This window comes from Metabacillus sp. FJAT-52054, assembly GCF_037201815.1.
In the GTDB taxonomy this organism is placed as follows: domain Bacteria; phylum Bacillota; class Bacilli; order Bacillales; family Bacillaceae; genus Metabacillus_B; species Metabacillus_B sediminis.
Genome location: NZ_CP147407.1, coordinates 1,572,094 through 1,596,442 on the forward strand (window position 1 = coordinate 1,572,094; position 24,349 = coordinate 1,596,442).

The 24,349-nt window shown below is 43.5% G+C and carries 24 protein-coding genes and 1 riboswitch; of the genes, 17 read left to right on the forward strand and 7 right to left on the reverse strand.

Features of this window, described 5'->3' with window-relative positions; translation table 11 throughout:
* The first annotated feature begins 284 nt into the window (after positions 1-284).
* The 3 genes from lepB to WCV65_RS08345 all read left to right on the forward strand — a co-directional run bounded on the left by lepB (position 285) and on the right by WCV65_RS08345 (position 3,584).
* Positions 285-848 carry a signal peptidase I gene (gene lepB / locus WCV65_RS08335; protein ID WP_035413366.1) on the forward strand — a complete coding sequence of 188 codons (564 nt, stop codon included), beginning with the start codon at positions 285-287 and terminating at the stop codon, positions 846-848.
* Positions 849-1,000: 152 nt separating this feature from the next.
* Positions 1,001-1,870 carry a DUF4349 domain-containing protein gene (locus WCV65_RS08340; protein WP_338781527.1) on the forward strand — a complete coding sequence of 290 codons (870 nt, stop codon included), beginning with the start codon at positions 1,001-1,003 and terminating at the stop codon, positions 1,868-1,870.
* Positions 1,871-1,961: 91 nt separating this feature from the next.
* On the forward strand, positions 1,962-3,584 hold the full coding sequence (locus WCV65_RS08345; RefSeq protein ID WP_035413362.1) for an ATP-binding cassette domain-containing protein: 1,623 nt from the start codon (positions 1,962-1,964) through the stop codon (positions 3,582-3,584).
* Between the two features lie 23 nt (positions 3,585-3,607).
* Here the strand turns inward: WCV65_RS08345 and WCV65_RS08350 are convergent, their stop codons facing one another.
* Entirely contained in the window at positions 3,608-3,865 is a 258-nt protein-coding gene (locus WCV65_RS08350) for a DUF2651 family protein (RefSeq protein WP_035413361.1), read from the reverse strand.
* Positions 3,866-3,984: 119 nt separating this feature from the next.
* Between WCV65_RS08350 and WCV65_RS08355 the strand changes: the two genes are divergently transcribed.
* Entirely contained in the window at positions 3,985-5,013 is a 1,029-nt protein-coding gene (locus WCV65_RS08355) for a zinc-binding alcohol dehydrogenase family protein (protein WP_338782211.1), read from the forward strand.
* 22 nt (positions 5,014-5,035) lie between these two features.
* Here the strand turns inward: WCV65_RS08355 and WCV65_RS08360 are convergent, their stop codons facing one another.
* Positions 5,036-5,914, reverse strand: a complete 879-nt coding sequence (locus WCV65_RS08360; protein ID WP_035413359.1) for a glycine betaine ABC transporter substrate-binding protein — start codon at positions 5,912-5,914, stop codon at positions 5,036-5,038.
* A 221-nt stretch (positions 5,915-6,135) separates the two neighbouring features.
* Between WCV65_RS08360 and WCV65_RS08365 the strand changes: the two genes are divergently transcribed.
* On the forward strand, positions 6,136-7,338 hold the full coding sequence (locus WCV65_RS08365; RefSeq protein WP_035413357.1) for a glycine betaine/L-proline ABC transporter ATP-binding protein: 1,203 nt from the start codon (positions 6,136-6,138) through the stop codon (positions 7,336-7,338).
* Positions 7,325-8,161 (forward strand): proline/glycine betaine ABC transporter permease, encoded by an 837-nt coding sequence (locus tag WCV65_RS08370; protein ID WP_035413355.1) that lies wholly within the window; start codon positions 7,325-7,327, stop codon positions 8,159-8,161. The genes WCV65_RS08365 and WCV65_RS08370 overlap by 14 nt, the downstream gene beginning before the upstream one ends.
* 44 nt (positions 8,162-8,205) lie before the next feature.
* Here the strand turns inward: WCV65_RS08370 and WCV65_RS08375 are convergent, their stop codons facing one another.
* A complete protein-coding gene (locus WCV65_RS08375) occupies positions 8,206-9,120 on the reverse strand; it encodes a CobW family GTP-binding protein (protein ID WP_338781535.1) in 915 nt (304 codons plus the stop codon).
* Between the two features lie 155 nt (positions 9,121-9,275).
* On the opposite strand from WCV65_RS08375, the gene WCV65_RS08380 reads away from it, so the two are divergent.
* Together WCV65_RS08380 and WCV65_RS08385 are read left to right on the forward strand one after the other, a co-directional pair.
* Entirely contained in the window at positions 9,276-10,028 is a 753-nt protein-coding gene (locus tag WCV65_RS08380) for a PHP-associated domain-containing protein (RefSeq protein WP_338781537.1), read from the forward strand.
* Positions 10,029-10,092: 64 nt separating this feature from the next.
* Positions 10,093-11,070, forward strand: a complete 978-nt coding sequence (locus tag WCV65_RS08385; protein ID WP_338781539.1) for an aldo/keto reductase — start codon at positions 10,093-10,095, stop codon at positions 11,068-11,070.
* Positions 11,071-11,122: 52 nt separating this feature from the next.
* Here WCV65_RS08385 and WCV65_RS08390 read toward each other — a convergent pair whose 3' ends face one another.
* Positions 11,123-12,355, reverse strand: a complete 1,233-nt coding sequence (locus WCV65_RS08390) for an aminopeptidase (protein ID WP_338781541.1) — start codon at positions 12,353-12,355, stop codon at positions 11,123-11,125.
* Between the two features lie 157 nt (positions 12,356-12,512).
* Here WCV65_RS08390 and WCV65_RS08395 point away from each other — a divergent pair, with 157 nt between their 5' ends.
* Positions 12,513-13,682 (forward strand): acyl-CoA dehydrogenase family protein, encoded by a 1,170-nt coding sequence (locus tag WCV65_RS08395; RefSeq protein ID WP_035413348.1) that lies wholly within the window; start codon positions 12,513-12,515, stop codon positions 13,680-13,682.
* A 63-nt stretch (positions 13,683-13,745) separates the two neighbouring features.
* On the forward strand, positions 13,746-15,314 hold the full coding sequence (gene gntK / locus WCV65_RS08400; protein WP_338782212.1) for a gluconokinase: 1,569 nt from the start codon (positions 13,746-13,748) through the stop codon (positions 15,312-15,314).
* Between the two features lie 71 nt (positions 15,315-15,385).
* On the opposite strand, the gene WCV65_RS08405 is transcribed toward gntK, so the two are convergent.
* Entirely contained in the window at positions 15,386-15,928 is a 543-nt protein-coding gene (locus tag WCV65_RS08405; RefSeq protein WP_338781544.1) for a GNAT family protein, read from the reverse strand.
* 114 nt (positions 15,929-16,042) lie between these two features.
* Between WCV65_RS08405 and WCV65_RS08410 the strand changes: the two genes are divergently transcribed.
* Entirely contained in the window at positions 16,043-16,909 is an 867-nt protein-coding gene (locus tag WCV65_RS08410) for a GNAT family N-acetyltransferase (protein ID WP_035413342.1), read from the forward strand.
* Between the two features lie 34 nt (positions 16,910-16,943).
* Here WCV65_RS08410 and WCV65_RS08415 read toward each other — a convergent pair whose 3' ends face one another.
* Positions 16,944-17,495 carry a hypothetical protein gene (locus WCV65_RS08415; RefSeq protein WP_338781546.1) on the reverse strand — a complete coding sequence of 184 codons (552 nt, stop codon included), beginning with the start codon at positions 17,493-17,495 and terminating at the stop codon, positions 16,944-16,946.
* Positions 17,496-17,580: 85 nt separating this feature from the next.
* On the opposite strand from WCV65_RS08415, the gene WCV65_RS08420 reads away from it, so the two are divergent.
* From WCV65_RS08420 to WCV65_RS08430, 3 genes are all read left to right on the forward strand, one after another.
* Complete coding sequence (locus WCV65_RS08420; RefSeq protein ID WP_035413338.1) at positions 17,581-18,171, forward strand: TetR family transcriptional regulator C-terminal domain-containing protein; 591 nt, start codon at positions 17,581-17,583, stop codon at positions 18,169-18,171.
* A gap of 268 nt (positions 18,172-18,439) precedes the next feature.
* Positions 18,440-20,146 (forward strand): ABC-F family ATP-binding cassette domain-containing protein, encoded by a 1,707-nt coding sequence (locus WCV65_RS08425; RefSeq protein ID WP_338781549.1) that lies wholly within the window; start codon positions 18,440-18,442, stop codon positions 20,144-20,146.
* A gap of 71 nt (positions 20,147-20,217) precedes the next feature.
* The gene (locus WCV65_RS08430; RefSeq protein WP_338781551.1) at positions 20,218-20,751 is read left to right on the forward strand and encodes a hypothetical protein; all 534 of its coding nucleotides are present in this window, start codon (positions 20,218-20,220) and stop codon (positions 20,749-20,751) included.
* A 116-nt stretch (positions 20,752-20,867) separates the two neighbouring features.
* Here the strand turns inward: WCV65_RS08430 and WCV65_RS08435 are convergent, their stop codons facing one another.
* The gene (locus WCV65_RS08435) at positions 20,868-20,999 is read right to left on the reverse strand and encodes a protein YkpC (RefSeq protein ID WP_231889994.1); all 132 of its coding nucleotides are present in this window, start codon (positions 20,997-20,999) and stop codon (positions 20,868-20,870) included.
* A gap of 290 nt (positions 21,000-21,289) precedes the next feature.
* Here WCV65_RS08435 and WCV65_RS08440 point away from each other — a divergent pair, with 290 nt between their 5' ends.
* The 3 genes from WCV65_RS08440 to WCV65_RS08450 all read left to right on the forward strand — a co-directional run bounded on the left by WCV65_RS08440 (position 21,290) and on the right by WCV65_RS08450 (position 24,343).
* Entirely contained in the window at positions 21,290-21,907 is a 618-nt protein-coding gene (locus tag WCV65_RS08440) for an NUDIX hydrolase (protein WP_035413330.1), read from the forward strand.
* A 105-nt stretch (positions 21,908-22,012) separates the two neighbouring features.
* Positions 22,013-22,197, forward strand: a riboswitch (cobalamin riboswitch).
* Between the two features lie 183 nt (positions 22,198-22,380).
* Entirely contained in the window at positions 22,381-23,352 is a 972-nt protein-coding gene (locus WCV65_RS08445; protein WP_338781555.1) for an ABC transporter substrate-binding protein, read from the forward strand.
* The gene (locus WCV65_RS08450; RefSeq protein WP_338781557.1) at positions 23,315-24,343 is read left to right on the forward strand and encodes an iron ABC transporter permease; all 1,029 of its coding nucleotides are present in this window, start codon (positions 23,315-23,317) and stop codon (positions 24,341-24,343) included. Before WCV65_RS08445 ends, WCV65_RS08450 begins: the two co-directional genes overlap by 38 nt.
* Positions 24,344-24,349 lie beyond the last annotated feature (6 nt).

Below are 24,349 nucleotides of genomic sequence, written 5' to 3' on the forward strand. Positions count from 1 at the left end.
GTCTATTCACACAGGATGGGGAGGCATTCTATATTTCACTTTTTAAAGCTCTGTTAAAGGCAAAGGCGGAGAAGGGAAACCTTAATGATTGAAGCGGAGGAATAGTCGATTCTACTGGGGGGTAGCAGAAGGAAGGATGCAGCCAGGGGGCAGAGGATACATTTCATTGACACGGATTTAACAGACCAATAAACTTGAGTTAATTTGATGATTATGTGATAAAATAGGGAAGCATATGCTATTTTACAGCAACTTTAGGAGCAGTACATAGAGGAGGAACACCTGTGTCGGATAAGTCAGCCCCAAAAAAGAAAAAAAGTCCTGTACTGGAATGGATCATTGCCATTGCAGTAGCCGTACTGCTTGCGGTAAGCATCCGAATCTTTATTTTCGAACCGTATGTAGTAGATGGAGATTCCATGGATCCAACATTAAAAAACACTGAAAAACTTTTCGTGAACAAAGCAATTCACTACATTGGCAAGTTTGACAGAGGAGACATCGTCATCATCAATGGAAAAGAAAATAAAGAGCATTATGTTAAACGGATTATCGGGCTTCCGGGGGACACTGTTGAAGTGAAAAACGATGTCCTGTATGTAAACGGGAAAGAAGTTAAAGAGCCTTACTTAAACTCCAATCGAAAAGCTGCCCAGGCATCAGGCCTTCAGCTCACCAACGACTTCCAGGAAGTAAAAGTTCCAAAAAATAAATATTTTGTCATGGGCGACAACCGACTTGTCAGCATGGACAGCCGGACAGGCCTTGGCTTAATTGAAGCGGATCGAGTCATTGGGAAATCAGAGTTTGTCATGCTTCCTTTTAATAAAATTCGCGCAACAAATTAATAAAAGTAAAAACGCCGGCCGTTAATGGACCGGCTGTTTTTTTGTTTGGCGGCTTAAAAGACTTTCAAGGTATTTCCTAATCCGGCTTTTTTTATGTAACATTTATTACAGCCTATCCGTCTGTTTACATAAATAGGAAATGAGGCGGTTTTATGAAGGCGGCGACAGCATTGATATTTTTAATGCTCATACTGACTGGCTGTTTAGGAGGGGCGAGTGAATCAAAAAAAGATAGCAGTGATACAGCATCTGAAAGCTCTTCCAAGAGCGGAGGGAAAGCAGAAACGGAACAGGCGGCAAGTGATAATAAGGAACAGGCTCTCCAGACGCCTTCGAACAGGAAAATCATATACACTGCCGATATGGTTATCGAAGTGAAAGATTTTGATAAAGCCTATCAGAACATACAGAATGAGGCTCAATCCGCTGGGGGATATGTGGTCAGTACAAATTCCAATGTGAGCGGAGAAGAAAGCGGGCTGAATGAGGGGACGATGACCCTCCGTATTCCACAGGAAAAATTCAGCGGGTTTTTAAGTTCCATGGAAAAGGGAGCATATAAGATTCTCCAGAAGAATATTTCAGGTCAGGATGTAACAGAGGAATTTGTAGATTTGGAATCACGGCTTAAAGCGAAAGAAGCGGTTGAAGCACGTTTGCTGGAATTTATGAAGGGAGCAGGAAAGACAGAGGATCTCCTCGCCATTTCAAAGGACCTTTCTGCGGTTCAGGAAGAAATCGAACAGCTCAAAGGGAGAATGAAATATTTACAGAACCAAACGGATCTATCAACGATAACCATTCAGCTGAGTGAAACCAAAGTCGTCGTTCCAGGAGTGAACAATCACGATTTAAATACGTGGGAGAAGACACAAAAGCAATTCATGAACAGCGTGAATGCACTTCTTTATGCAGGCTCAGCGCTCATCATATTTTTTGCAGGCAATTTGCCGGTGTGGATTCTATTACTCGCGGCGGGGGGCGCTGTTTATTACTTTTGGAGGAAGAGGCGCTCAGACTAAACCGACGGCATAGGCAGTTATTCCAATTGTCTATAACCTCCTGATTCATGCTATAATGTTAAGGATGCTTATTAATTGGAGGATTTAGACTATGATTACCGTAAATAATGTCGGTTTGCGCTATGGTGACCGCAAACTGTTTGAAGATGTTAACATAAAATTTACCCCTGGCAACTGCTACGGTCTTATTGGAGCGAACGGGGCCGGAAAATCGACGTTTCTTAAAATTCTTTCCGGTGAGATTGAAGCGCAAAGCGGAGATGTTCATATGGGACCGGGCGAACGTCTGGCCGTATTAAAGCAAAACCACTTTGAATATGAAGAGCACGAAGTATTAAAGGTTGTCATTATGGGACATGAACGTCTGTATGCGGTCATGGAAGAAAAGGATGCCATCTACATGAAGGCTGATTTTTCTGATGAAGACGGTATGAAAGCTGCTGAGCTTGAAGGCGAATTTGCCGAGCTTAACGGTTGGGAAGCTGAGAGTGAAGCAGCCATTTTGCTTAAAGGCCTTGGAATTACAGAAGATCAGCATACAAAAACGATGGCTGAACTGACAGGCGGAGACAAGGTTAAAGTGCTTCTGGCTCAGGCTCTGTTCGGCAAGCCGGACGTTCTTCTTCTGGATGAGCCTACCAACCACTTGGATCTAAAAGCGATCAACTGGCTTGAAGAGTTCCTTATTAACTTTGAAAACACTGTCATTGTCGTATCGCATGACAGGCATTTCCTTAATAAGGTTTGTACACACATTGCCGATTTGGATTTCGGTAAAATCCAGCTTTACGTAGGAAACTATGATTTCTGGTACGAATCAAGCCAGCTTGCACAGCGTATGGCTTCTGATGCCAATAAGAAAAAAGAAGAAAAAATTAAAGAACTTCAAGCGTTTGTCGCGCGATTCAGCGCCAATGCGTCGAAATCAAAGCAAGCAACCTCACGTAAGAAATTGCTCGATAAAATTTCACTTGATGATATTCGTCCTTCCTCAAGGAAATATCCTTACGTTCACTTTACACCAGAGCGTGAAATTGGGAATGATCTGCTTCGCGTTGAGGGCATTTCAAAAACGATCGATGGCGTAAAAGTCCTGGACAACATAAGCTTTATTATGAATAAAGATGATAAAATTGCATTCACCGGTGCAGATGAAGTAGCGAAAACGACGCTGTTTAAAATTCTGATGGGTGAAATGGAAGCGGACAGCGGCACATATAAATGGGGAGTTACAACGTCTCAATCTTATTTCCCAAAAGACAATAACGAGTATTTTGATAACAACGATCAAAATCTTGTTGATTGGCTAAGACAGTACTCCCCAAATGATCAAAGTGAAAGCTTCCTTCGCGGCTTCCTTGGCAGAATGCTGTTCTCAGGAGAAGAAGTGCTGAAGAAGTCCAGCGTTCTATCCGGAGGAGAGAAAGTCCGCTGCATGCTTTCAAAAATGATGCTTAGCGGGTCAAACGTTCTGATTATGGATGAACCAACGAACCACTTGGATCTTGAATCGATTACGGCCTTAAATAACGGCATGATCAACTTTAAAGGATCCATGCTGTTTGCTTCCCATGATCACCAGTTCGTTCAAACGATTGCGAATCGCATCATCGAGCTTACACCTAACGGAATGATTGACAAACAAATGACATATGATGAATTCCTTGAAAATGCAGAGATTCAAAAACAGCTTCAGGAAATGTACGCATCTTAATAATGAATAAAAAGGAGAAAAGGCTAACGCCTTTTCTCTTTTTTATTTTTCTCATATAATTCACGTCCTGTCTTTCCGAAATAAGATACAAGGATTGATAGAACTGTATAAACAGAAACCCAAATTGTAAAAGTACTATTAAATACAGTAATGGTTAATGCGATTAGTACAACTAGGCAAAATACAGGCATAACCCAAATTTTTCTGATAAACCATGAGCCGGCGAGCGATAAAATCATCACCGCAAATGGCAGGATATACAATACGAGTGCAAATTCCAACTGAACCGCTCCTTTCCAGCTCTCTTGATTATAAGAGAAAATGAGAGCATCTGAAAGTTTTTTTCATTTTTAGAAGGGGAACATACAAAAGAGAAAGGATGATGAAAATGAACGAAAAGATGAAAGCAGTAGGGCTGCATCACTATTTGCCAATTGAAAAAGACGAGAGCCTGGTAGATGAAACAGTGAATAAACCTGCGCCAGGAGAAAGAGACATACTGGTAAAAATCCGGGCTGTTTCTGTTAATCCGGTTGACACTAAAGTACGCGGACCAAAAGAAGGCGAAGAAGAGGAACTGAAAATATTAGGCTGGGACGCAGCGGGTGTTGTTGAAGAAACCGGATCCGGAGTGACGATGTTTAAACCGGGTGACGAAGTGTATTATGCCGGTTCAATCGCGAGGCAGGGAACGAACAGTGAATATCACGTCGTCGATGAAAGGATAGCAGCCTTCAAACCTGATCGTTTAACATTTGAACAGGCAGCAGCTATGCCTTTAACCGGCCTGACAGCTTGGGAAGGGATGTTTGAAAGGCTTGGAATCAGCAGAGATGCTGAAGCGAATGCATCGAAATCCATTCTGATCATTGGAGCGGCTGGAGGAGTAGGCTCGATTGCTATCCAGCTCGCCAAATGGGCCGGTCTGCGTGTCATTGGAACGGCTTCAAGACCTGAAACTGAAAAATGGGCGAGAGATAATGGAGCAGATGAGACAATCAGCCATTATGAGTCATTTAAGAAACAGCTGGAGGAAAAAGGATTGGATCAGCCAGACTATATCTTTTGTTTAAACAGTACGGATCAGCACTGGGAAGCAATGATGGAAGTGATTGCGCCGCAAGGGAAGATCTGTTCAATCGTTGAAACCGGCACTCCTGTTAATATTAGTCTGCTTCAGCAGAAAAGTGTCACGTTCGTAATGGAGTTTATGTTTACAAAAGCTCTTTTTGGAACAAAGGACATGCAGACCCAGCATGAGATCCTGACGGAAATGGCGAAGCTTTTTGATGAACAAAAACTAACGTCCACCTTAACTGAAACGATCGAGCCTTTTAATGCTTTGAGTTTGAAAAAAGCACATGAAAAGCTTGAGTCCGGAAAAACAATCGGCAAAATCGTGGTATCGGGGTTTGACCAGATCACATAAAAATAACCCTCCGCCAGGAGGGTTATTTTTCTTCAAACCAGCTGTCAGTGAGCTCTCGGTTTTTCTCCACCCACTTTTTTGCTCCCCGTTCAGGATAGTACCCTTCATCGGATTCAGCAGCTTCATTCACATATTTAATGAGCTCGGACATTTGATTGTCGTTAAGCTCCCAATTATCCATCCATTTAATGATTTCAGGATGTTCTTTTGCAAAGCCTTTTCTTGTCATATATTGAATGTTATCCGGTTTTCCATAGGAAGCTTTTGTATCCTCTAAATACTTTAGTTCCAAATCCGAAAAAATCCAGTGCGGACTCCAGAGAGTAACAGCGATAGGTTTCTTCTTTTCATACGCCTTTTTAAGTTCTACAAGCATTGCGGCTTCGGATGATTCGACGATTGTATAATCAAGATTGTAATCCTTTTTCATCTTATCTGTAAGCTGCATTAAGCTGGATCCGGGATCAATCCCAAATACTTTACCGCCAAATTGGTCTGTATTTTTGTTAAGATCATCAATTGTATTAATATCTTTCATATAAGAGGGAACCGCAAGACCGAGCTTAGTGCCTTTATACCACTCATCGTGGAGGTCTACGTCCTCCTTATACTTGTCGTAAAAAGGCTTGTCCGTAATTGGCAGCCATACATTTCCCTGAATATCAATATCCCCCCGGGCTACTCCAGTCCAGTTGGCAGCTTTATCAAGCTCCATCATTTCAACGTCATACCCTTTTTCCTCTAAGAGAACTTTCCAAAGATAGGCAGTAGAAATATTATCGATCCAATTGATCATTCCAATTTTAATTTTCTTTTTGCTGTTCCCAAGCGGATTGCTGCAGGAGGCAAGTACGAGGGTAAATAATAGGGCAATAATAGCGGCTGCTTTCCACTTTTTCAATATGTATGTCTCCCTTCATCTAATGTTGGCTATAGTTTTATTCCCTAAACAGCACTGGATAAAACGTTTTTTCAATAAAATAATATGTGAATATGTTTACAAAGTGATGAAAAGGGTAAATGAAAAATACCCTCATTCATGAACTCATTTCTATTTTTTCCTGAAAACATGAATCTTAACAGTCATTCACACAAACAATAGCAGTAGAAAGAGGTGGACGTATGGAAAATGTGAAAATCAAAGCCGAGAACGTTAGCAAAATCTTCGGTAAGAATCCTCTAAAAGGAATTGAACTCCTTAAAAAAGGAAAGACAAAATCAGAAATTCTAAAAGAAGCTGGTCTGACTGTCGGTGTGAAGGAAGCGAGCTTTGAAGTACATAGTGGTGAAATATTTGTGATTATGGGGCTTTCCGGAAGCGGCAAATCCACGCTTGTCCGTATGTTTAACAGGCTGATTGATCCAACCTCAGGATCACTCATGATTGATGGAAAAGATTTAGTGAAAATGAAGAATGAAGAACTGCGGGAAGTCAGAAGAAAAAAGATGAGCATGGTGTTTCAAAAGTTTGCGTTATTTCCTCATCGCAATGTATTGGAAAATGCCGCTTACGGGCTGGAAGTACAGGGTGTTTCCAAGCAGGACCGGGAGTCAAAAGCACAGCATTCCCTTGAATTAGTAGGCTTGAAAGGATATGAGAACAGCTATCCCGGCGAACTTAGCGGAGGGATGCAGCAGCGTGTTGGACTTGCCAGAGCCCTTGCAAATGACCCGGACATTCTTCTTATGGATGAGGCGTTCAGCGCACTGGATCCTCTAATCAGAAAAGATATGCAGGATGAACTGATTGAGCTTCAGGAAAAAATGAAAAAAACGATTATATTTATTACGCATGATCTTGATGAGGCACTAAGGATTGGAGACCGCATTGCACTGATGAAGGATGGGGAGATCGTGCAAATCGGCACACCTGAGGATATTATGACGAATCCGGCTAACGATTACGTTGAGAGGTTTGTTGAGGACGTAAATTTGGCAAAGGTGCTGACAGCCGAATCTGTTATGTCCCGCGCAGAAACCATCCAGGTGGACAGAGGCCCGCGTGTTGCCCTTAAAATCATGCGCGATGCCGGGATGTCAAGTATATATGCAGTGGATAAAAGAAAATCCTATATGGGTCTAGTAACAGCAGACGATGTTTCTCAGGCTGTTAGGCTTGATCAGCCAATTTCAGCTTATCTTCATACAAATGTCCCTGTTGTAAGACTGGATACAACGATTGAAGAGATGTACGAAAAGATGGCAGATACGCGGTATCCGCTGCCAGTTCTTGACGAAGACAACCGGATCCGCGGTGTTGTGAAGCGGGAACGTGTGATTCAGGCGTTGGCCGGGAGAGAGGTGAACACCATTGAACATACCTAAGCTCCCTATTGGCAAGTATGTCGATATGTTCGTGGAATTTTTAAATGATAAACTATTAGGGTTTTTTAACTGGATCGGCAATATCATCGAAACGTTTAATGATGTTCTCGTAAATTTAATGCTTCTTATTCCAGCGGTCATCTTCGCGGTAATTGTTGCCGGCCTCGCCTATTGGGTTAGCAGAAAATGGGGGTTAACTATCTTCACCCTTCTAGGATTGCTGCTCATTATTAACCTTGGCTTCTGGGAGCAGACAATTGACACGCTTGCACTCGTTTTAACGGCCGTTATTATATCGATTATTCTTGGAATACCGCTTGGCATCTGGTCTTCACAAAGCGACAGGGCTTCCGGAATTATCTCACCCGTACTGGACTTTATGCAGACTATGCCTGCCTTTGTATATTTGATTCCTTCTATCCTTTTCTTCGGAATCGGAGTTGTACCTGGAATTATCGCTTCTGTTATTTTTGCCATGCCTCCAACCATTCGTTTAACGAACCTTGGTATCAGACAGGTTCCGGAGGATCTAGTAGAGGCGGCAAACGCATTTGGATCTACAACGTCCCAAAAGCTGTTTAAAGTTCAGCTTCCTCTGGCCATGGGGACCATTATGGCGGGAATTAATCAAAGCATCATGCTTGCCCTGTCTATGGTTGTTATCGCCTCCCTCGTTGGAGCGCCAGGGCTTGGGGTGGAAGTATATAGAGCTGTTCAGCGTATCGAAGTAGGGCTTGGATTTGAATCAGGCCTTGCCATCGTAATTCTTGCCATTATTCTTGATCGGATTACACAAAATCTAAAGCCTGGAAAAAGAAGATAAAGAAGCGAAAGAAAGCCGGCTGCCCGAGGGCAAGCCGGCTTTTCCTATTTTGTGATCTCTTCCATTTTGCTGTGAATCCAGCTGTGATCCAGATTCTCGCCAATAAACACGAGCAATGGCTTCATTTTAACAGGTTCCTTCATGTACATGGGCATTCCATAGGAATACTGCACAGAAAAACAGCCGTTGGAATCAGCAAAGGAAACATATCCTTTTATCCGGTAAATCGTATCCGGCATGTCTCTTAAAAACTGCTCAAACCCCTCAAGATCTACAGAGCCTGTAAACTTATGCACGTATGTTTTCATATGAAGCTGTTCATTGATGCCGGACTTTAGCACAGCTCCTTTTGGAGAGGCAGTAAGCTTTCGAATATCCTCCAGCTTGACGCGGGCATGGGCTGTCATCAGGACCTTTCCATTGGCCTGAATCGCCTGAATGTCCCTGACAACCTCAGCCTGCTCTTTTTCGGTCAGCAAGTCGGTCTTATTTAAAAGGACAAGATCGGCATGCTTGATCTGTTCATGAAGCAGCCTTCTTACTGGGATGGTCAGACGATCCTGATCCTGCCACCTTGAGCCATCGGCAAGTGATATAATCCCTCTTACTAATAGCCTGTCTGCAAAGAGAGGGGAAAGGCAGGAATCCAATACTTCAACAGGGTGGGCGGCACCTGTTGTTTCTATGTAGATGACATCAAGTTCATTCTCTGCCAGCAGGGCATGCAGTTGAGCTTCAAATTGCCCCTGCATTGTGCAGCAAACACATCCGTTTAACAGCTCTTTTAGAGGGATGTCTTCTGAAACCGCACTGCTGTCGATTGATTCTTTTCCAAGCTCATTCATAACGACAGCCACCTTCCTGCCGGCTTTCTTTTCCTCTTGCAATAGATTTTTAAGAAGGGTTGTTTTTCCGGCTCCTAAAAATCCGCCTAAAATATATACTTCCGTTTGGTTCATGATTTTCTCCAATTCTAATTGTTTTCCTCATCTTACTGAAAGGGAAGGGGCACCGTCAATGAAAAAAGGGCGGCCGCACCGTTAAAACAGCCGGTCCGAAAAGTATCTTTTTCGATTATAGTAGTAGTAGAATGAATGGATAGAGAGGAATCTTCGTGAAAATTGACTTCCATGTGCATGCGAAATTAGGAAAAAAAGTTCCTTTCTCGTTAAAGGAATTTACAAAAATGATGGAAGAAGCAAAGTGGAACGGGCTGGATGCCATTGCATTGACTGAGCATTTTAACGCAATGGATTATGTGCAAATCTATCAAACACTCGACCGCCACTATCCTTATCAGAGTACCTATTATGATGTTGCCGGAATTAAAGTATTCCCGGGAATGGAAGTAGACATTGCGGAAGGCGGGCATATTCTTTTAATTGGCTCCAGGTCAGACATCATCAGAATGACTAAACGGCTCGAGAGGTATAAAAACAAAGATAACTATATGCCATTTGACCAGCTCATGTCGTTTCACGGAATGGAAAACATGCTGAAAATTGGCGCTCATCCCTTTCGAGAAAAAAATCCGCTTACCGCTCTCTCCGAAAGTCAGCTTGCTAAACTGGACGCGTTTGAATTGAATGCAAAGGATGCAGCAAAACAGGGAATAGGTTTAAGGCCAAAGCTTGAAAGAATGGCCAGTGTCCATGGCAAAACAGTGACAGCGGGAAGCGATACCCATCACTACAGCCAGATTGGCGCGGTTTATAATCATTTTAATGAACCTTTTCATACGGTTAAGCAGCTGAAAGAAAAAATAGCAAATGATGAGTTTGAGGTTAGAAAGTCTCCGTTTCTACCAGTGAAGATCCAGGCGGCAAAAGTTTTAAAAAAGAAATATAAAGATGGCAGAAAAGGATGAGAGTCTGCATTGCTATAAGACTCTCATCTCGACCTGTAAAAAAATCCGAAAAGAGCTGATACATATGAGTGCCATCCCATATCGAAAACTTGGCAATTCGAATCTATCCATTTCTCCACTTGGACTCGGATGCTGGCAGTTCAGCAAAGGCAGCGGCCTGGTAGGGAAATATTGGTCAGTAATAGACCAGATGGATATTAATGAAATTATACAGGTGAGCCTGGCAGGGGGCATTAACTGGTTTGACACAGCTGAGGCATATGGAAAAGGAAAATCGGAAGAAGCATTGGCAGAAGCTTTGATTGAGCTTGGGGATCAAGCTGAAGAAGCCTTAATTGCGACTAAATGGTGGCCGTTATTCCGGACAGCCTCTTCACTAACCGGCACAATCGACCAGCGCTTGAAGCATTTGAAGGGCAGAGCAATCGATCTTTACCAGATCCATCAGCCACTTTCCTTTTCCGGCATTACCGAACAAATGATTGAAATGGCCAAGCTTCTTGATGAGGGAAAAATCAGAACAGCAGGTGTCAGCAATTTCAATGCCGCACAAATGTCTAAAGCAGCAGGTGTGATGCAGGACCAAGGCCATTTCATTGTCTCCAATCAGGTGAAATACAGCCTCCTCGACCGGAGGATAGAGCGGAACGGGGTCATGGATGCGGCAAAAAATCTGGGGATTACCATTATTGCCTACTCTCCGCTGGAACAAGGGATTTTAAGCGGAAAGTTTCATAAAAATCCAGAGCTCCTGAAACAGCTTAAGGGACCAAGAAAACATTTGTCAGGGTTTAAGAAAAACGGATTAATGCGAACGAAGCCGCTGATTGACCTGCTCGAAAAATATGCAATGGAATATGAGGTACAACCAAGTCAAATCGCATTGAACTGGCTTGTGCGCTTTCATGGGGATACGGTTGTGGCCATTCCAGGTGCACCAAAAGTAAGACATGCAGAAGAAAATATCACTGCAATGAATTTTACGTTAACCCAAAAGCAAATGGATGAGCTGGACCGTGTTTCAAATGAAGCAGTGGGATAATAAAAGGACTGGCGGTAAAACTGCCAGTCCTTTTATGGTGGTAGTTAATGGATTAAAACGCCCAATCGCCGTTTCTGAATACCGGCTCCCGTGTACCATCTTCTAATATTCCATCAATGTCCATATCCTGTGAGCCAATCATGAAATCAACATGCGTCATGCTGCTGTTGACTCCATGCTTAGCAAGCTCTTCGCGGTCCATTTTCTTTCCGCCTTCAATATTAAAGGCATAGCCGCTGCCGATTGCCAAATGGTTCGATGCATTTTCATCAAACAATGTATTGTAAAATAAAACGCCGGACTTGGAGATCGGTGAATCGTAAGGCACAAGAGCCACTTCTCCAAGATACTGGGACCCTTCATCCGTTTCTATCAGAGTTTGCAGGATTTCTTGGCCGGCTTTTGCTTCAGCTTTCGTGATCTTGCCGTTTTCAAAGGTAATCTGAAATTCATCAATCAGATTTCCGCCATAGCTTAAAGGCTTGGTGCTTGAAACTACGCCATTTACTCCGGTTTTAAGGGGGACTGTGAAAACTTCTTCAGTCGGCATATTTGCCATAAAAGGAGTGCCTTGCTCATTTTCACTTCCTGCTCCGACCCACTGGTGTTTTTCGTGCAGTTCAATCGTTAAATCAGTCTCTTTTGCTGTATAGTGGAGGGCCTTATACTTTTTGCTATTCAGATAATCAACTTTCTTATGTAAGGAAGCATTATGCTCTTTCCAGGCCTGAACCGGGTTCTCCTCATATACTCTTACTGATTTGAAGATAGCATCCCAGAGCTTTTCAACCGCTTCATTTTCTTCAGAATCAGGAAACACCTTTAATGCCCAGTCTTTAGAAGGTGCTGCGATGACAGTCCAGCTCATTTTATCAGATTGAACGTATTGGCGATAGCGATTAAGCGCTTTGCCGGCTGCTTTATTTGCAGCGGCTATTCTTTTGGTGTCTACCCCTTTAAGAAGATCTGGATTTGCTGATACGATGCTCATAAATGCTGCATTGTTTTCAGCGAGCTCTTCGCGTTCCTTTGCCCTGTGCATAGGATATTCATTAAATACTTCGTCTGGAGCCATATCATATTTGAGTCTTGCAACCTTATCATCCATCCAGTCAACGATGACATTTTTTGCTCCGGCTTCGTATGCTTTTTTTACTACTAAGCGAGTAAACTCGGCTGTGTCGATGGCTGCATATACAGCAAGTGTTTGCCCTTTTTGAATATTGACGCCGACTTTAACGGCTAAATCTGCATACTTCTCTAAGTTCTGCTGAAAGTTAGACATAGAAATGCCCCCTTATATTCTTATTCTCCATTATTTTAGCAGACTTATGCGAATCTTCAAACGAAATAGTCATAGAGCGTTATACCAATCGGATTACTTTAAGAATAGAGCTCTCAAGAGTTACAATAGAAAAAGACTAGTAGCAGAGGTGACGAACGTGAGATTTCTTGAAACGCAATTTATCCGTAATGAAGCTGAGAAGCAGCTTTTCATAAAAGCAAAAAACCTGTCAGAAAAATTCTTTGAACGTGCTGAAAAGCATGACCGCGAAGCTACCTTCCCGTTCGACAACTTTGCTGATCTGAAAAATGAAGGCTTTTTGTCTCTCACTATACCAGAGTCGCATGGAGGTCAGGGAATATCGTTATATACGTTCCTGCTTCTGCAGGAAAAGCTTGCTGAAGGGGATGCCGCAACGGCTTTGTCAGCGGGCTGGCATCTGGGGTTATTTCTCAGCCTTAGGGAAACAGGGAAATGGGATCCTGCATTATTTAAAAAAATAACCCGTGAAGTCATTGATTCCGGAAAGCTTGTCAACAGTGCTGCAAGCGAGGCTAAGACCGGAAGTCCGGCTCGAGGCGGAAAGCCTGAGACAACAGCTGTTAAAAAAGGAGACCGCTGGCTAATCAGCGGCAGAAAAATTTTCGCCTCTCTGGCACCTATTTTGGACTACTTCATCGTGACAGCTACGATTGCAGAAACAGGTGATATCGGTGAATTTCTAGTCCCGAGGGAAGCGGCAGGCGTTCGTATTGAAGAAACATGGGACACAATGGGAATGAGGGGTACAAGAAGCGATGATTTAATTCTTGATGAAGTTGTGCTGGATGCTTCTGCATTAATTGCAAATCGAAGCAAGCCTGCCAAGCCCATGGCGCAGGGCTGGCTGCTGCATATTCCTGCATGCTATCTTGGCATTGCCATTGCAGCCCGTAATGAAGCCGTCCGCTTTGCCCGGAATTATCATCCGAATAGCCTTCCCCATCCGATTATGGAAGTGCCGGAGGTTAGAAGAAAAGTAGCGGAAATGGATATTAAACTGCTGACCGCAAGACAGCTGATGTACGCGACAGCTGAAAAGTGGGATACCAAACCTGATGAGCGTTCAGAGCTCCAAACCGAGCTAGCCGCAGCCAAATATACTGCGACTAATATCGCCATCGAAGTCGTGGACCTAGCCATGAGAATAGAAGGTGGCCAAAGTCTTTTCAGGAACAAACCGCTCGAACGATTTTACCGGGATGTCAGGGCAGGGCTCCATAATCCGCCTTCAGACGATATTACGGTTAAAATTATGGCAGACAGAGCCTTTTCTGAAGAAGAATAAGGTTTCGAATGAGCTGGAATTAGTGTAACGTAAGGATAGATGCTTAATGAGTTTCTGGAGGTTGTGCAGATGAAAGAATATATGATGGGTGTAGATATTGGAACCACAAGTACCAAGGCCGTTCTTTTTGACCGCGGCGGTGCGGTCATTGCGAAGCATAATTCAGGATACCCCCTATACACGGAAGCGCCGGGGGAGGCCGAGCAGAGCCCGGAAGAGATTTTCACTGCTGTCGTGAGTGCGATTCGTGAAACCATCAAGGAAGCAGAAGTTCCATCAGAGGAAATCGGCTTTGTCAGCTTCAGCTCCGCCATGCACAGTCTTATTGCCATGGATGCAAGCGGCAAACCGCTGACACGCAGTATTACTTGGGCAGATCAGCGGAGTGAGGCTTGGACAAAAAAGCTAAAGAAAGAATGGAGCGGACATGATATTTATCTCCGTACAGGTACTCCCATTCATCCGATGTCCCCGTTATCCAAAATTATTTGGCTGCGGGAAGACCATCCTGAAATTTTCAGTAAAACAGCTAAATTCATTTCAATTAAAGAATACGTTTTTTTCCGCTTTTTCGGTGAATACATAATCGATCATTCAATTGCTTCTGCTACAGGCTTGTTTAACCTTGAAAAGAAGGACTGGGATAGGGGGGCGATGGAAATTGCCGGAATTACTGAGGACAAGCTTTCAAAACTCGTCCCGACCACTTTCCAGATACAAGGATTCCATTCTGAAGCAGCTGCTGAAACGGGGCTGCCTGCAGCCATCCCGTTCATAGTAGGCGCAAGTGACGGCGTTCTGTCCAACTTAGGGGTCAATGCCATTGATCCTGGTGCCGTTGCTCTCACTATCGGTACAAGCGGGGCCATCCGGGCTGTTGCAAACCGTCCGGTTACGGATCCGAAGGGGCGGATCTTTTGCTATGCGCTGACAGAAGAGCACTGGGTCATTGGCGGTCCTGTGAATAATGGAGGAATGATTTTCCAATGGATGAAAGATGAACTCTGCCATTCTGAAGTGGAAACGGCGGAAAGACTGGGACAGGATCCCTATACATATTTGACTGATATCGCAGCGGAAATCAGGCCGGGAGCAGAAGGACTGATTTTCCATCCGTATTTGGCAGGGGAACGGGCGCCGATTTGGAATGCTCATGCAAGAGGAGCATTTTTCGGCCTTGGGCTTCACCATAAAAAAGAACACATGATCAGGGCTGTTCTTGAAGGGATCAATTACAACCTTTATACGGTCCTGCTTGCACTGAAAGAACTGATTGGAATTCCGGAAAAAATTCACGCAACAGGAGGCTTCGCTCAATCTGAATTTTGGCGCCAGATGCTCGCTGATGTGCTGGACCAGGAGGTTCTCATTCCAGAGAGCTATGAAAGCTCCTGCCTTGGCGCAGTCATTCTCGGCATGTATGCCCTTGGTGAAATTGACAGCTTAACGGCTGCGAAGCGGTTCGTCAGCTCCAACATCCGACTGCTTCCAAATCAGGAAACATCAGAAGTGTACAAGGAAATCATCCCGATCTACATCCGTTTAGCCCGGTTGTACGAAACAGAATTTGAAGAAATTGCTGCTTTCCAAACGAAGTATGGTAAGAAGGAATTGCCGGAAAGCGCGAAATAAAAAAAGCCGGCCTGAAGGTGAAATACAGGCCGGCTTTTTAGCGGGTTGAATTTTCTCATATAGATCCAGGATTACTTTATTAAGCTGCTTTCACCGGTAATTGAACGAACTTCTTCCCACTCGTGCTTTAATATCGCCATTTCATTTATACTCCAGAATGAATCTTTCATTTTTCGGGAGTCTTTAAAGTGACCTTCAATGGTAAAACCTGCTTTTTTATAGCAAGCTATCGCTGCCTTGTTAAAATCAAATACACCAAGAGTAACCCTATGAACATTCAACTCAAGAAAAGCAAAATTCAGCGCTTGCTGAACAAGAGTAAAACCATAGCCCTGTCCTCTCGTGGCCGGATTAATGAGAACACGGCTGATGCGGCAGGATTCATTTTTCAGGTCAATCTTTGAAAGGCAGATATGACCGGCTGCAGCACCTGACTCTTCTTCGACTGCTTTAAACACTCTTTGATCAGATCCATGTACATATCCCTCGATCTGTTCAAATGTCAAGGGAAATAAAAATTCCGGACCTCCCCACTGCATCAGAAACTCTGCAGACGGAATCCATTCAATCAGTTCCGCGGCATCCCCCATAGTAAACGGTTCTAAACGTATCATATAGAATCCTCCTTTCACAATAAGGAAGTTATTCGTCTTTTTAAACGGATTTCCTTTATTTTTGAAGGAAATCCAATATTCGTATAGAATCAATAAGGAATCGAGGTGACCATAATGATTGATATTCAAGCATACTATGATATTGATTTTTTTAAAAAAGCAGCATTATCCTTCCTGGAAACACAGGAAATCGAAAACAACGTTGCTCTGGGCATCCTGCTGGACAAACAATCCTCCAGCCTGCAGCCTATACATATGAGCATGATCCGGAAAGACGGGGAGCCCATTGTGGTCCTTCTTCAAACCCATCCTAAACAGGTGCTCGTCGCGGCAAAATCCAGCTTAGAGGAAGAAGACCTTTTGCTTGCCGGAAAGAGAATTGCCCAGGTTTACCGATCTGTTCCAGGGCTTCTTGGAGAAAAGCGGATAACCGAAATTCTGGCTAAAAGGATCGCCGGCCTAACCGGAAAATCAGCCCGGCTTTTCATGAATCAGCGTTTACATAAGCTTGAACATATTGAAAAACCGGCAGCAAACACCGGTAACATGATGCTCTTGACTGCCGAACACCGCCCGTTAATCAGCCAGTGGGTTTTTGACTTTTGTGAAGAAGTAGGGGAGCATGCTTCCATGTTTGAAGCCGATGAAAAAGCAGACGAATTAATACGAAAGAAAAGTTTATACGGCTGGGTTACGGAAGGCAGCATCGTATCGATGGCTAATTGGTCGCGCCCGACGAAAACAAATGTAAACATTAACTATGTATACACACCTCCCGTCCATCGAAAAAAGGGGTATGCAACAGACTGTGTGACGGTCCTTACCGAACAAATGCTTAATAGTGGATATGAGACAACCAGTCTATTTACAGATTTGGCTAATCCGACATCCAACAAGATCTACAGAGAAATCGGCTATAAGCCGGTTCAGGACGTTGTGAAAATCCTATTTGAAGAAAGACCGAAAAAACCAGCAGAGTAAAATCTGCTGGTTTTTTGCGAATTCATAGAGTGTGTTAGCTGGAAAACTCTGATTCCTTTCCTTTTCTAGGCCATAGCGTATAGCTAAAGCTATAGACAAAATCTGCAGCTAAAATTAAAGACCAGTAGCGAATGGCGTTTAGAAGTTCAGCCGTTCTGGAACCATCGCCAATCATTACGATCATTCCAATTAGCAGACCGCAGCCTATTGTCCATGCTAATAGATGCCGGTACCAGCCTAATCGCTCATTTTTAGCATGCTCTTTGCCAAGCTTCGCAGGTTTCACCGGTGCCGGACCGCCGGCATATCGGTGAGCGAAGCGAACGTCTGCCCATTGAATCATTTTATGTCCGAAAGCAATCGTTGAGCCAATATAAATGGCTGCAATTGCGTGTACAAATTCAGCTTCTTTTCCAGAGCTTAAATCGATTACCGCCGCAGCAATTAAAATCAGATCAATGACAGGTGTACATAGAAGCAATACTGCTCCGGTTTTTTTCATTCGAAGCAAATACCGTGCACCCAACCCTGCGATTACAAAGATCCAGAATCCAATTTCGCATCCTATAATAAGCCAGCCAATCATGAATCATTCTCCTTTTTCGTACATGTGTGTTAAAAACATATTAACACAACTGTATTAAAAAGGCAATATGTGATAAACTTGAACTATGCCTAAATTTGTAGATCATGAAAAACAAAAAGAAAAAATAGCCGAAGCAGTATGGAGAATTGTTGCGAGAGATGGAATGGAGCAGGTTTCAGTCCGGAATGTGGCAAAAGAAGCCGGTCTTTCACCAGGATCGATGCGGCATTATTTTTCCACTCAATCAGAATTGATTGTGTTTACGATGAAGTTTATATCAGAAAAAATAAGAAAAAGAGCAGAAGGAGCTGTATTTTCAGGTGACCATATGGAAGATATGGCCATGCTGCTGGAAGAAGCCCTTCCGCTGAATGATGAAAGGAGAACGGAAACGGAGGTTTGGTTTGCGTTTATCGCAAAAGCTTTTACTGACCGTGAGCTGGCTCCGCATAGCGCTGAATTATATGATGAAATAAAAAGAGGAGTTACCCTGATCATTACAGGGCTAATGACATTAGGTTTGGCAAAGGAAAACCTGGATCCAGAAATAGAGATTGAGCGTCTGTTTGCTTTAATTGATGGATTAGCTATTCATGGTGTGATCAGACCGGATGAGTGCAGTCCTAGAAAAATGAGCAGAGTTGTCCGCCATCATTTGCAATCTCTTTGTAAATGATGGTTGACAGTTAAAGTAATTTCTGAATATACTAAATGTACTATTTGCAGAAGGGAATGAATTTGGGCCAATGAAGCTGTAATCTTATTTTCTGACGTTTCTTTAATAAAAAGGAACCAAAAGAGAGTAGGATTCGTGCGCCCATTTTTCATTCAAAAGCCGTCAAAAGTGTTTTTGGCATAGGCTTTTTTTGAATACGGCATTCGTCATCCTCTTCAGGTTCCTAAGAGGTTTTTTTGTATTCAAAAAAGAGTGGGATGTGCTGCGTATGCTATTGATGAAAATAAGAAATATAAATAAAAGCTTTGGAGAACGGGATGTTTTAATGGGTTTAGATTTAGATATAGCTTTGGGGGACAGGATTGGTCTTGCCGGGTACAACGGGACGGGAAAAACAACGTTTGCAAAAATTCTTGCCGGTATCCTCCCAATGGATGAAGGCTATATAGATGGATTCAGCAAAAAAGTAAAAATCGGTTATCTGCAGCAGTCTGTTGATTATACGGATGATAGTTTAAAGGTTCAGGAGCATTCTAAGGAATGGCTGAAATCCGCAAAAATGCTCGGAATTGGTTCACTGGAAGGGCATCGTGAAAGGCGGCATTTAAGCGGCGGAGAAAAATTAAAGGTCGCGTTGACCAATGTGCTTCAAGGGAATCCGGATTTGCTTATCCTGGATGAACCGACGAATCATATGGATCTGCGGGGAATCAAATGGCTGACGTCAGAACTGCAGCAATTCAGCGGGACGGTCCTGATTATTTCTCATGATCGTTATTTTCTTGATCAAACCGTAACGAGAATTGAAGAGCTCGACGATGGAAAGCTCATTTCCTATGAGGGGAACTACTCAGTTTACAGGAAAGAGAAGCAGCGCAGGTTTGAGATTCAAGAGAGGGATTATGAAAAGCAGCAGCGATATAAAAAACGGATTGAAGGCCAGATGGAGAACTTAAAGAGCTGGTCCGAGAAGGCTCACAGGGATTCCACCAAGAGCAAGACGAATGAGAAGCTTCCTATGGGCTATAAAGAAACTCAAAGAGTGAAAGCAAAGAAAATGGACATCCAAATCCGATCCAAAATGAAACGGCTGAATGCCGAAATGGAAAAGAATAAAGTAGAAAAGCCTAAAGAAGATACGAGCGTTTATTTTGATTTTTCTGCTTCCCAAAAGCGCGGGAAACGAGTTCTTGAAGGGACTGGAGCGGCAAAAGCATTTGGTTCAAGAACGCTGTTTCATCAAAGTCACTTTTATTTGAAACATGGAGAAAGAGCAGCACTAATCGGACCGAATGGAAGCGGAAAAACGACTTTTCTAAACATTTTATTAGGAAAAGAGGAGCTCTCTGAAGGCCGAATATGGTTCAGCCATTCTCTTAAAATCGGCTATTTGAGCCAGGAGGTAGAAGACTTAAACGCAAATTTGACTCCGATTCAAGCCCTCGGTTTAACGGAACGGGATCTAATAAGCCGGGCAATGGACATGAGTGCCCATCTGGGATTAGCGGAGATGATGGACCGAAAAATTGAAGAGCTCAGTCTTGGACAAAGAACAAAGGTGAAATTAATCGGGCTCCTTTTGCAGGAACTTGATATGCTTATTTTAGATGAACCGACTAATCACCTCGATCTTCCGTCAAGAGAGCAGCTGGAGGAAACACTCCGTCTGTTTTCTGGGACATTACTCATTGTCTCCCATGATTATTACTTTTTGGAGAAGCTCTCTGATTGTCTGCTGGTCATCGAAGAGGATCAGGTAATTCGCAGATATGAAATGACTTTAAATGAATGGGAGAAAAAAGATTCTTTAAACGAATCCCAGGATGATAAGGAACAGCTTCTGATTCTTGAGACCGAACTTTCTGCCGTACTTGGGAAGCTAAGCCTGCTGCAGCCGGGAGATCCGGAGTATGCAGAGCTCGATAATAGCTTTAATCTGCTTATGAGCAGAAAAAAAGACCTAAACAATAGGTGAAGTAAGACATTGTTCGATCCTAATGGTACAATCGATTCAATAAGCATGTCCGAAAATAGCGGGGGATGAATATGGAAACAATTGTCGAACGGGTGATGGGAATTTTACCAAATCAAAAACCGGTGATCATTGCGGTTAGCGGAACGGCCGGATCAGGATTTGAGACACAGGCCCGGGTACTTCAGGGGGAACTTGTAAAACAGGGGATTCTCGTTCATTTAGAGGAATTAACGGAGGAGCCGGTGGATATTGATCCTGAAAATCCGGCCAAAAGCTGGTACGAACAATCCATGCCCTATTGTAAAGGAAAGACGGCTATTAATAAAGCAAAGCTTCATAAAGAGCTAGATATCGTTATTATAAGCGGTGCATTTTTGCTGAAAAATACACTTCACCATTTATTCGACACGTCCATCTGGGTAGACTGCACTGAAAACACAGCGAAGGAACGGGAATACGCAGACGGCCAGGTTAACATTGAGTGGAAATCCGGAGCACAGAAAATACACGAAACCATTGATGAGCCCAAAAAAACAGCCCATCTTATCATCCAGAATGATCCCCTTCTTGAACAGGGGCCAAAGGATTCAAAAGGGATTATATAATGGAAAGTAAGAAAAAGCGGGTATCTGTCAGTGCAGCCTGTTTGTTACGTTAACTTAAAGGAAGAAGGCAGTTCGGGATCAGGATCCCGGCTGCTCTTTTTAGTTTGAGAACCGACTTAAGGGCGGACAATTAAATTTTCTTCCCGCTGATCTTCGTCCGGCAAATTGGCAAACGATACACTCATTCCCCCCAGTATAATCCCTGCCAGCACCAGACTAATCACTATTCTTCTGCCCATATCTCTCATCTTTTGAACCCTCCGCTCATTAATAGAAAATCCTTCACCAATATAAAGCGGGGACAAGCTGTTTGGAAAGGGATAAACCTCTTCTTTTTGAAAAATGGGGAAATATACCTGTTCCGAACTGAAACTAGGTCCCATAAGAAGGCGGTTACTCAATCTATAAAAATTACTCAACGAGAGAAATGGTTTGGTGATGAGATATTCCGCTAAGCCCTTCATCAAAAGCCGTGTCTATGCATGTCATCCTTACATAGGATACAATGCAAATAGAGGATAGGGATAGGAGGAGAATCATGGAGCCAAAGTGGGTAACATGGGCAAAGGAGATTCAGTCTCTTTCACAGGCGGGTCTTGCTTATTCAAAGGACCAATTTGATATAGAGCGGTTTGAGCGTCTGAGGGAGCTGAGTCAGGAGATTATGGCCCAATATACCGAAGTGCCGATGGAAAAGCTTCCAGAATTGTTCGCAAACGAAACAGGCTATCAGACGCCTAAAGTGGATGTTAGAGCAGTTGTTTTTAGAGACAACAAGATCCTTCTCGTTCGGGAGATGATGGATGGTCGCTGGTCCCTGCCTGGAGGATGGGCGGATATCGGGGTAAGTCCTTCGGAAAATGCAGCAAAGGAGGCATTTGAGGAGTCTGGGTTAGAAGTTAAGCCAGTAAGGCTGATTGCGGTGATGGACAAGAAGTGCCATCCTCATCCGCCTGGAGCCTATCATATTTATAAGCTTTTCTTTTTGTGTGAAGAAATAGGGGGCAAGCTCACAACTGGTTTTGAGACATTGGATGCAGGTTTTTTTGGACTGGATGAACTTCCTGAACTTTCTGTTGGCAGAATTACAGAAAGCCAGATTAGAATTTTGTTTGAGTATGGATGGGATGCAGAAAAACAGGTGTACTTTGATTAACGACTGTGAAAAGCAGCTGTCTGCTGCTTTTTCCTTTTCATAAGTTAATAGAAAGCGACTGACATGAGGCTTAAGGTTGTGTATAATACTTCGTGTACGAAATATTCATATCGATAAGGTGTAGGTGCTGATTTTTTTGTCAGCTTAAAAGGGAAGCCGGTTTAACTCCGGCGCGGTCCCGCCACTGTAAATGGGAGTGACCTGCTTAATCCACTGTGCGGCAATGCATGGGAAGGAGCGGGGAGCGATGATCATGAGCCAGGAGACCTGCCTCACACCTCGTCACCGCATACCTACGAGGATAGGATGGTGTTAACGTTGACAGGAAAGTCTCTTATTGGCTTATGCAGTCTACATAACATGAACCGTCATCTCCTTTTGCCAGGGAGGTGTTTTTTGTTTTTCAGGAAATCCAGCCAAGCTTGAGCTGGTGACGGCAACGCAATTGAAGAATGATTACGGGGGATAAAAAAATGAATAAGTACTTATCTGCTTTAACAGCGCTGCTTTTGACAGCGGGCGTCTTAGGAGGCTGCGCATCTGATTCTGCAGCACCTGAGAAAACAAAGGAACAGCAGGCATCACAGGAAAACAAAACAGAATTTCCAATTATAATAAAAGATGCATCCAATTCAGAAGTGACAATTGAAGATGAGCCGAAGAAAATTGTTTCTCTAATTCCGAGCAATACGGAAATTATCTTTTCTATGGGTTTGGGAGATAAAGTTGTTGGCGTAACCGATAACGATAACTATCCGGAAGAAGCTCTTAGGAAAGAAAAAGTCGGCGGAATGGATTTTAATGTTGAGAAAATTATTGGCCTTCAGCCTGATTTGGTGCTGGCACATGAATCAGGGGCGCATAATTCCGCTGATGGACTGAAACAGCTGAAGGATGCAGGAATTGATGTAGTGGTGGTCAATGAGGCACAAAGTTTCGAAGAAGTTTATGAGTCTATGGAAATGATCGGGAAGGCAACGGGAGAAGGTGAGAAGTCTGAGAAAATGATTGATGGAATGAAAAAGGATCTTGCCAATATCGAAGAAAAAGCAGCGAGCATCCCGGATGATCGAAGAAAAAGGGTGTTCGTAGAGGTTTCTCCTTCACCCGAAATCTATACAGCAGGCAAAGACACGTTCCTTAATGACATATTAACGACGGTCGGAGCTGAAAATGCTGCGGCAGCACAAAGCGGATGGCCGAAAATGACCGAAGAAGCAATTGTTAAATTGAATCCAGATACCATTGTGACGACCTATGGCTATTATAGTCCGGATCCCATTAAACAGGTGATGAGCCGGAAAGGCTGGGAGAGTGTTGCCGCAATCAAAAATAAAGCAGTTTTTGACGTGCATTCGGATAAAGTTACAAGACCGGGTCCGCGTTTAATTGAAGGAGTAGAAGAACTTGCGCACTCAATCTATCCGGACGTTTTTACAAAATAACCGTATCTTTCAATATACTTTGGCGATCCTTTTTTTAGCGGTCGCCTTTTTAGCTGCCGTTTCTATTGGTACTGCAGCTATTTCTCCAGCTGAAATTGTTTCTGTTCTATTAGGCGGAAATGCGGCTTCTGAGGCAAATGAAAATATATTAATGTCGATTCGTATTCCGCGTGTTCTCCTCGCAGGCCTTGTAGGGGCGGCACTTGCTTTATCAGGTGCCGCTTTTCAGGGGCTGCTGAGAAATCCGCTAGCCGATCCTTATACACTCGGAGTTTCCTCGGGTGCATCTCTCGGAGCAGTTAGTGTTATTTATTTTGGATTCCAGGCGTTCGGCAGTTTTTCCCTGCCAATCGTCAGCATCGCTTCCGGATTTCTGACCATGTTTGGTGTCCTTGGATTTGCTTATCTCGCCCAGAGGAGAACGTCAATGGAGACGATGATCTTAGCAGGGATTATCTTTAACTCGTTTTTAGGTTCTTTCATTTCCCTGATCATCGCTTTGAGCGGAGAGGAGCTCAGGCAGGTAATGAACTGGCTTCTTGGCAGTGTTTCGATGAGAGGCTGGCCATATGTACATATGATTTTGCCGTTTACAGCTGCTGGTGCATTTCTGCTTCTTATGCACAGCAGAGAATTGAATGCATTTGCCTTCGGAGAGGACCGGGCGCGCCATATTGGAGTTAATGTGAAACGGAAGCAATTTCTTATCATTATTTCCGCTTCAATGCTGACGGGTTCTGCGGTTGCTGTTTCCGGGACGATTGGTTTTGTCGGACTTGTTATTCCTCATATGACGAGGCTCCTGTGCGGAAGTGATCACCGCCATTTGCTTCCATTATCGATGATATTCGGAGCAGGATTTCTGATTTTGACTGATTTGCTGGCAAGGACGGTCATTTCACCGGTAGAGCTTCCAATTGGGATTATCACCGCAATTGCCGGAGCCCCGGTTTTTGCCGCTATTCTGGCAGCTAAGAAAAGAAGTTCGTAGGAAAGG

Coding starts and splice junctions, on each gene's coding strand:
- WCV65_RS08420 (WP_035413338.1), top strand. CDS start 17,581: ATGCCTAAATTTGTAGATCATGAAAAACAAAAAGAAAAAATAGCCGAA.
- WCV65_RS08355 (WP_338782211.1), top strand. CDS start 3,985: ATGAAAGCAGTAGGGCTGCATCACTATTTGCCAATTGAAAAAGACGAG.
- WCV65_RS08385 (WP_338781539.1), top strand. CDS start 10,093: ATGAGTGCCATCCCATATCGAAAACTTGGCAATTCGAATCTATCCATT.
- WCV65_RS08365 (WP_035413357.1), top strand. CDS start 6,136: ATGGAAAATGTGAAAATCAAAGCCGAGAACGTTAGCAAAATCTTCGGT.
- WCV65_RS08340 (WP_338781527.1), top strand. CDS start 1,001: ATGAAGGCGGCGACAGCATTGATATTTTTAATGCTCATACTGACTGGC.
- WCV65_RS08445 (WP_338781555.1), top strand. CDS start 22,381: ATGAATAAGTACTTATCTGCTTTAACAGCGCTGCTTTTGACAGCGGGC.
- WCV65_RS08345 (WP_035413362.1), top strand. CDS start 1,962: ATGATTACCGTAAATAATGTCGGTTTGCGCTATGGTGACCGCAAACTG.
- WCV65_RS08435 (WP_231889994.1), bottom strand. CDS start 20,999: ATGAGAGATATGGGCAGAAGAATAGTGATTAGTCTGGTGCTGGCAGGG.
- WCV65_RS08390 (WP_338781541.1), bottom strand. CDS start 12,355: ATGTCTAACTTTCAGCAGAACTTAGAGAAGTATGCAGATTTAGCCGTT.
- WCV65_RS08410 (WP_035413342.1), top strand. CDS start 16,043: ATGATTGATATTCAAGCATACTATGATATTGATTTTTTTAAAAAAGCA.
- WCV65_RS08405 (WP_338781544.1), bottom strand. CDS start 15,928: ATGATACGTTTAGAACCGTTTACTATGGGGGATGCCGCGGAACTGATT.
- WCV65_RS08375 (WP_338781535.1), bottom strand. CDS start 9,120: ATGAACCAAACGGAAGTATATATTTTAGGCGGATTTTTAGGAGCCGGA.
- WCV65_RS08440 (WP_035413330.1), top strand. CDS start 21,290: ATGGAGCCAAAGTGGGTAACATGGGCAAAGGAGATTCAGTCTCTTTCA.
- WCV65_RS08430 (WP_338781551.1), top strand. CDS start 20,218: ATGGAAACAATTGTCGAACGGGTGATGGGAATTTTACCAAATCAAAAA.
- WCV65_RS08415 (WP_338781546.1), bottom strand. CDS start 17,495: ATGATTGGCTGGCTTATTATAGGATGCGAAATTGGATTCTGGATCTTT.
- WCV65_RS08425 (WP_338781549.1), top strand. CDS start 18,440: ATGCTATTGATGAAAATAAGAAATATAAATAAAAGCTTTGGAGAACGG.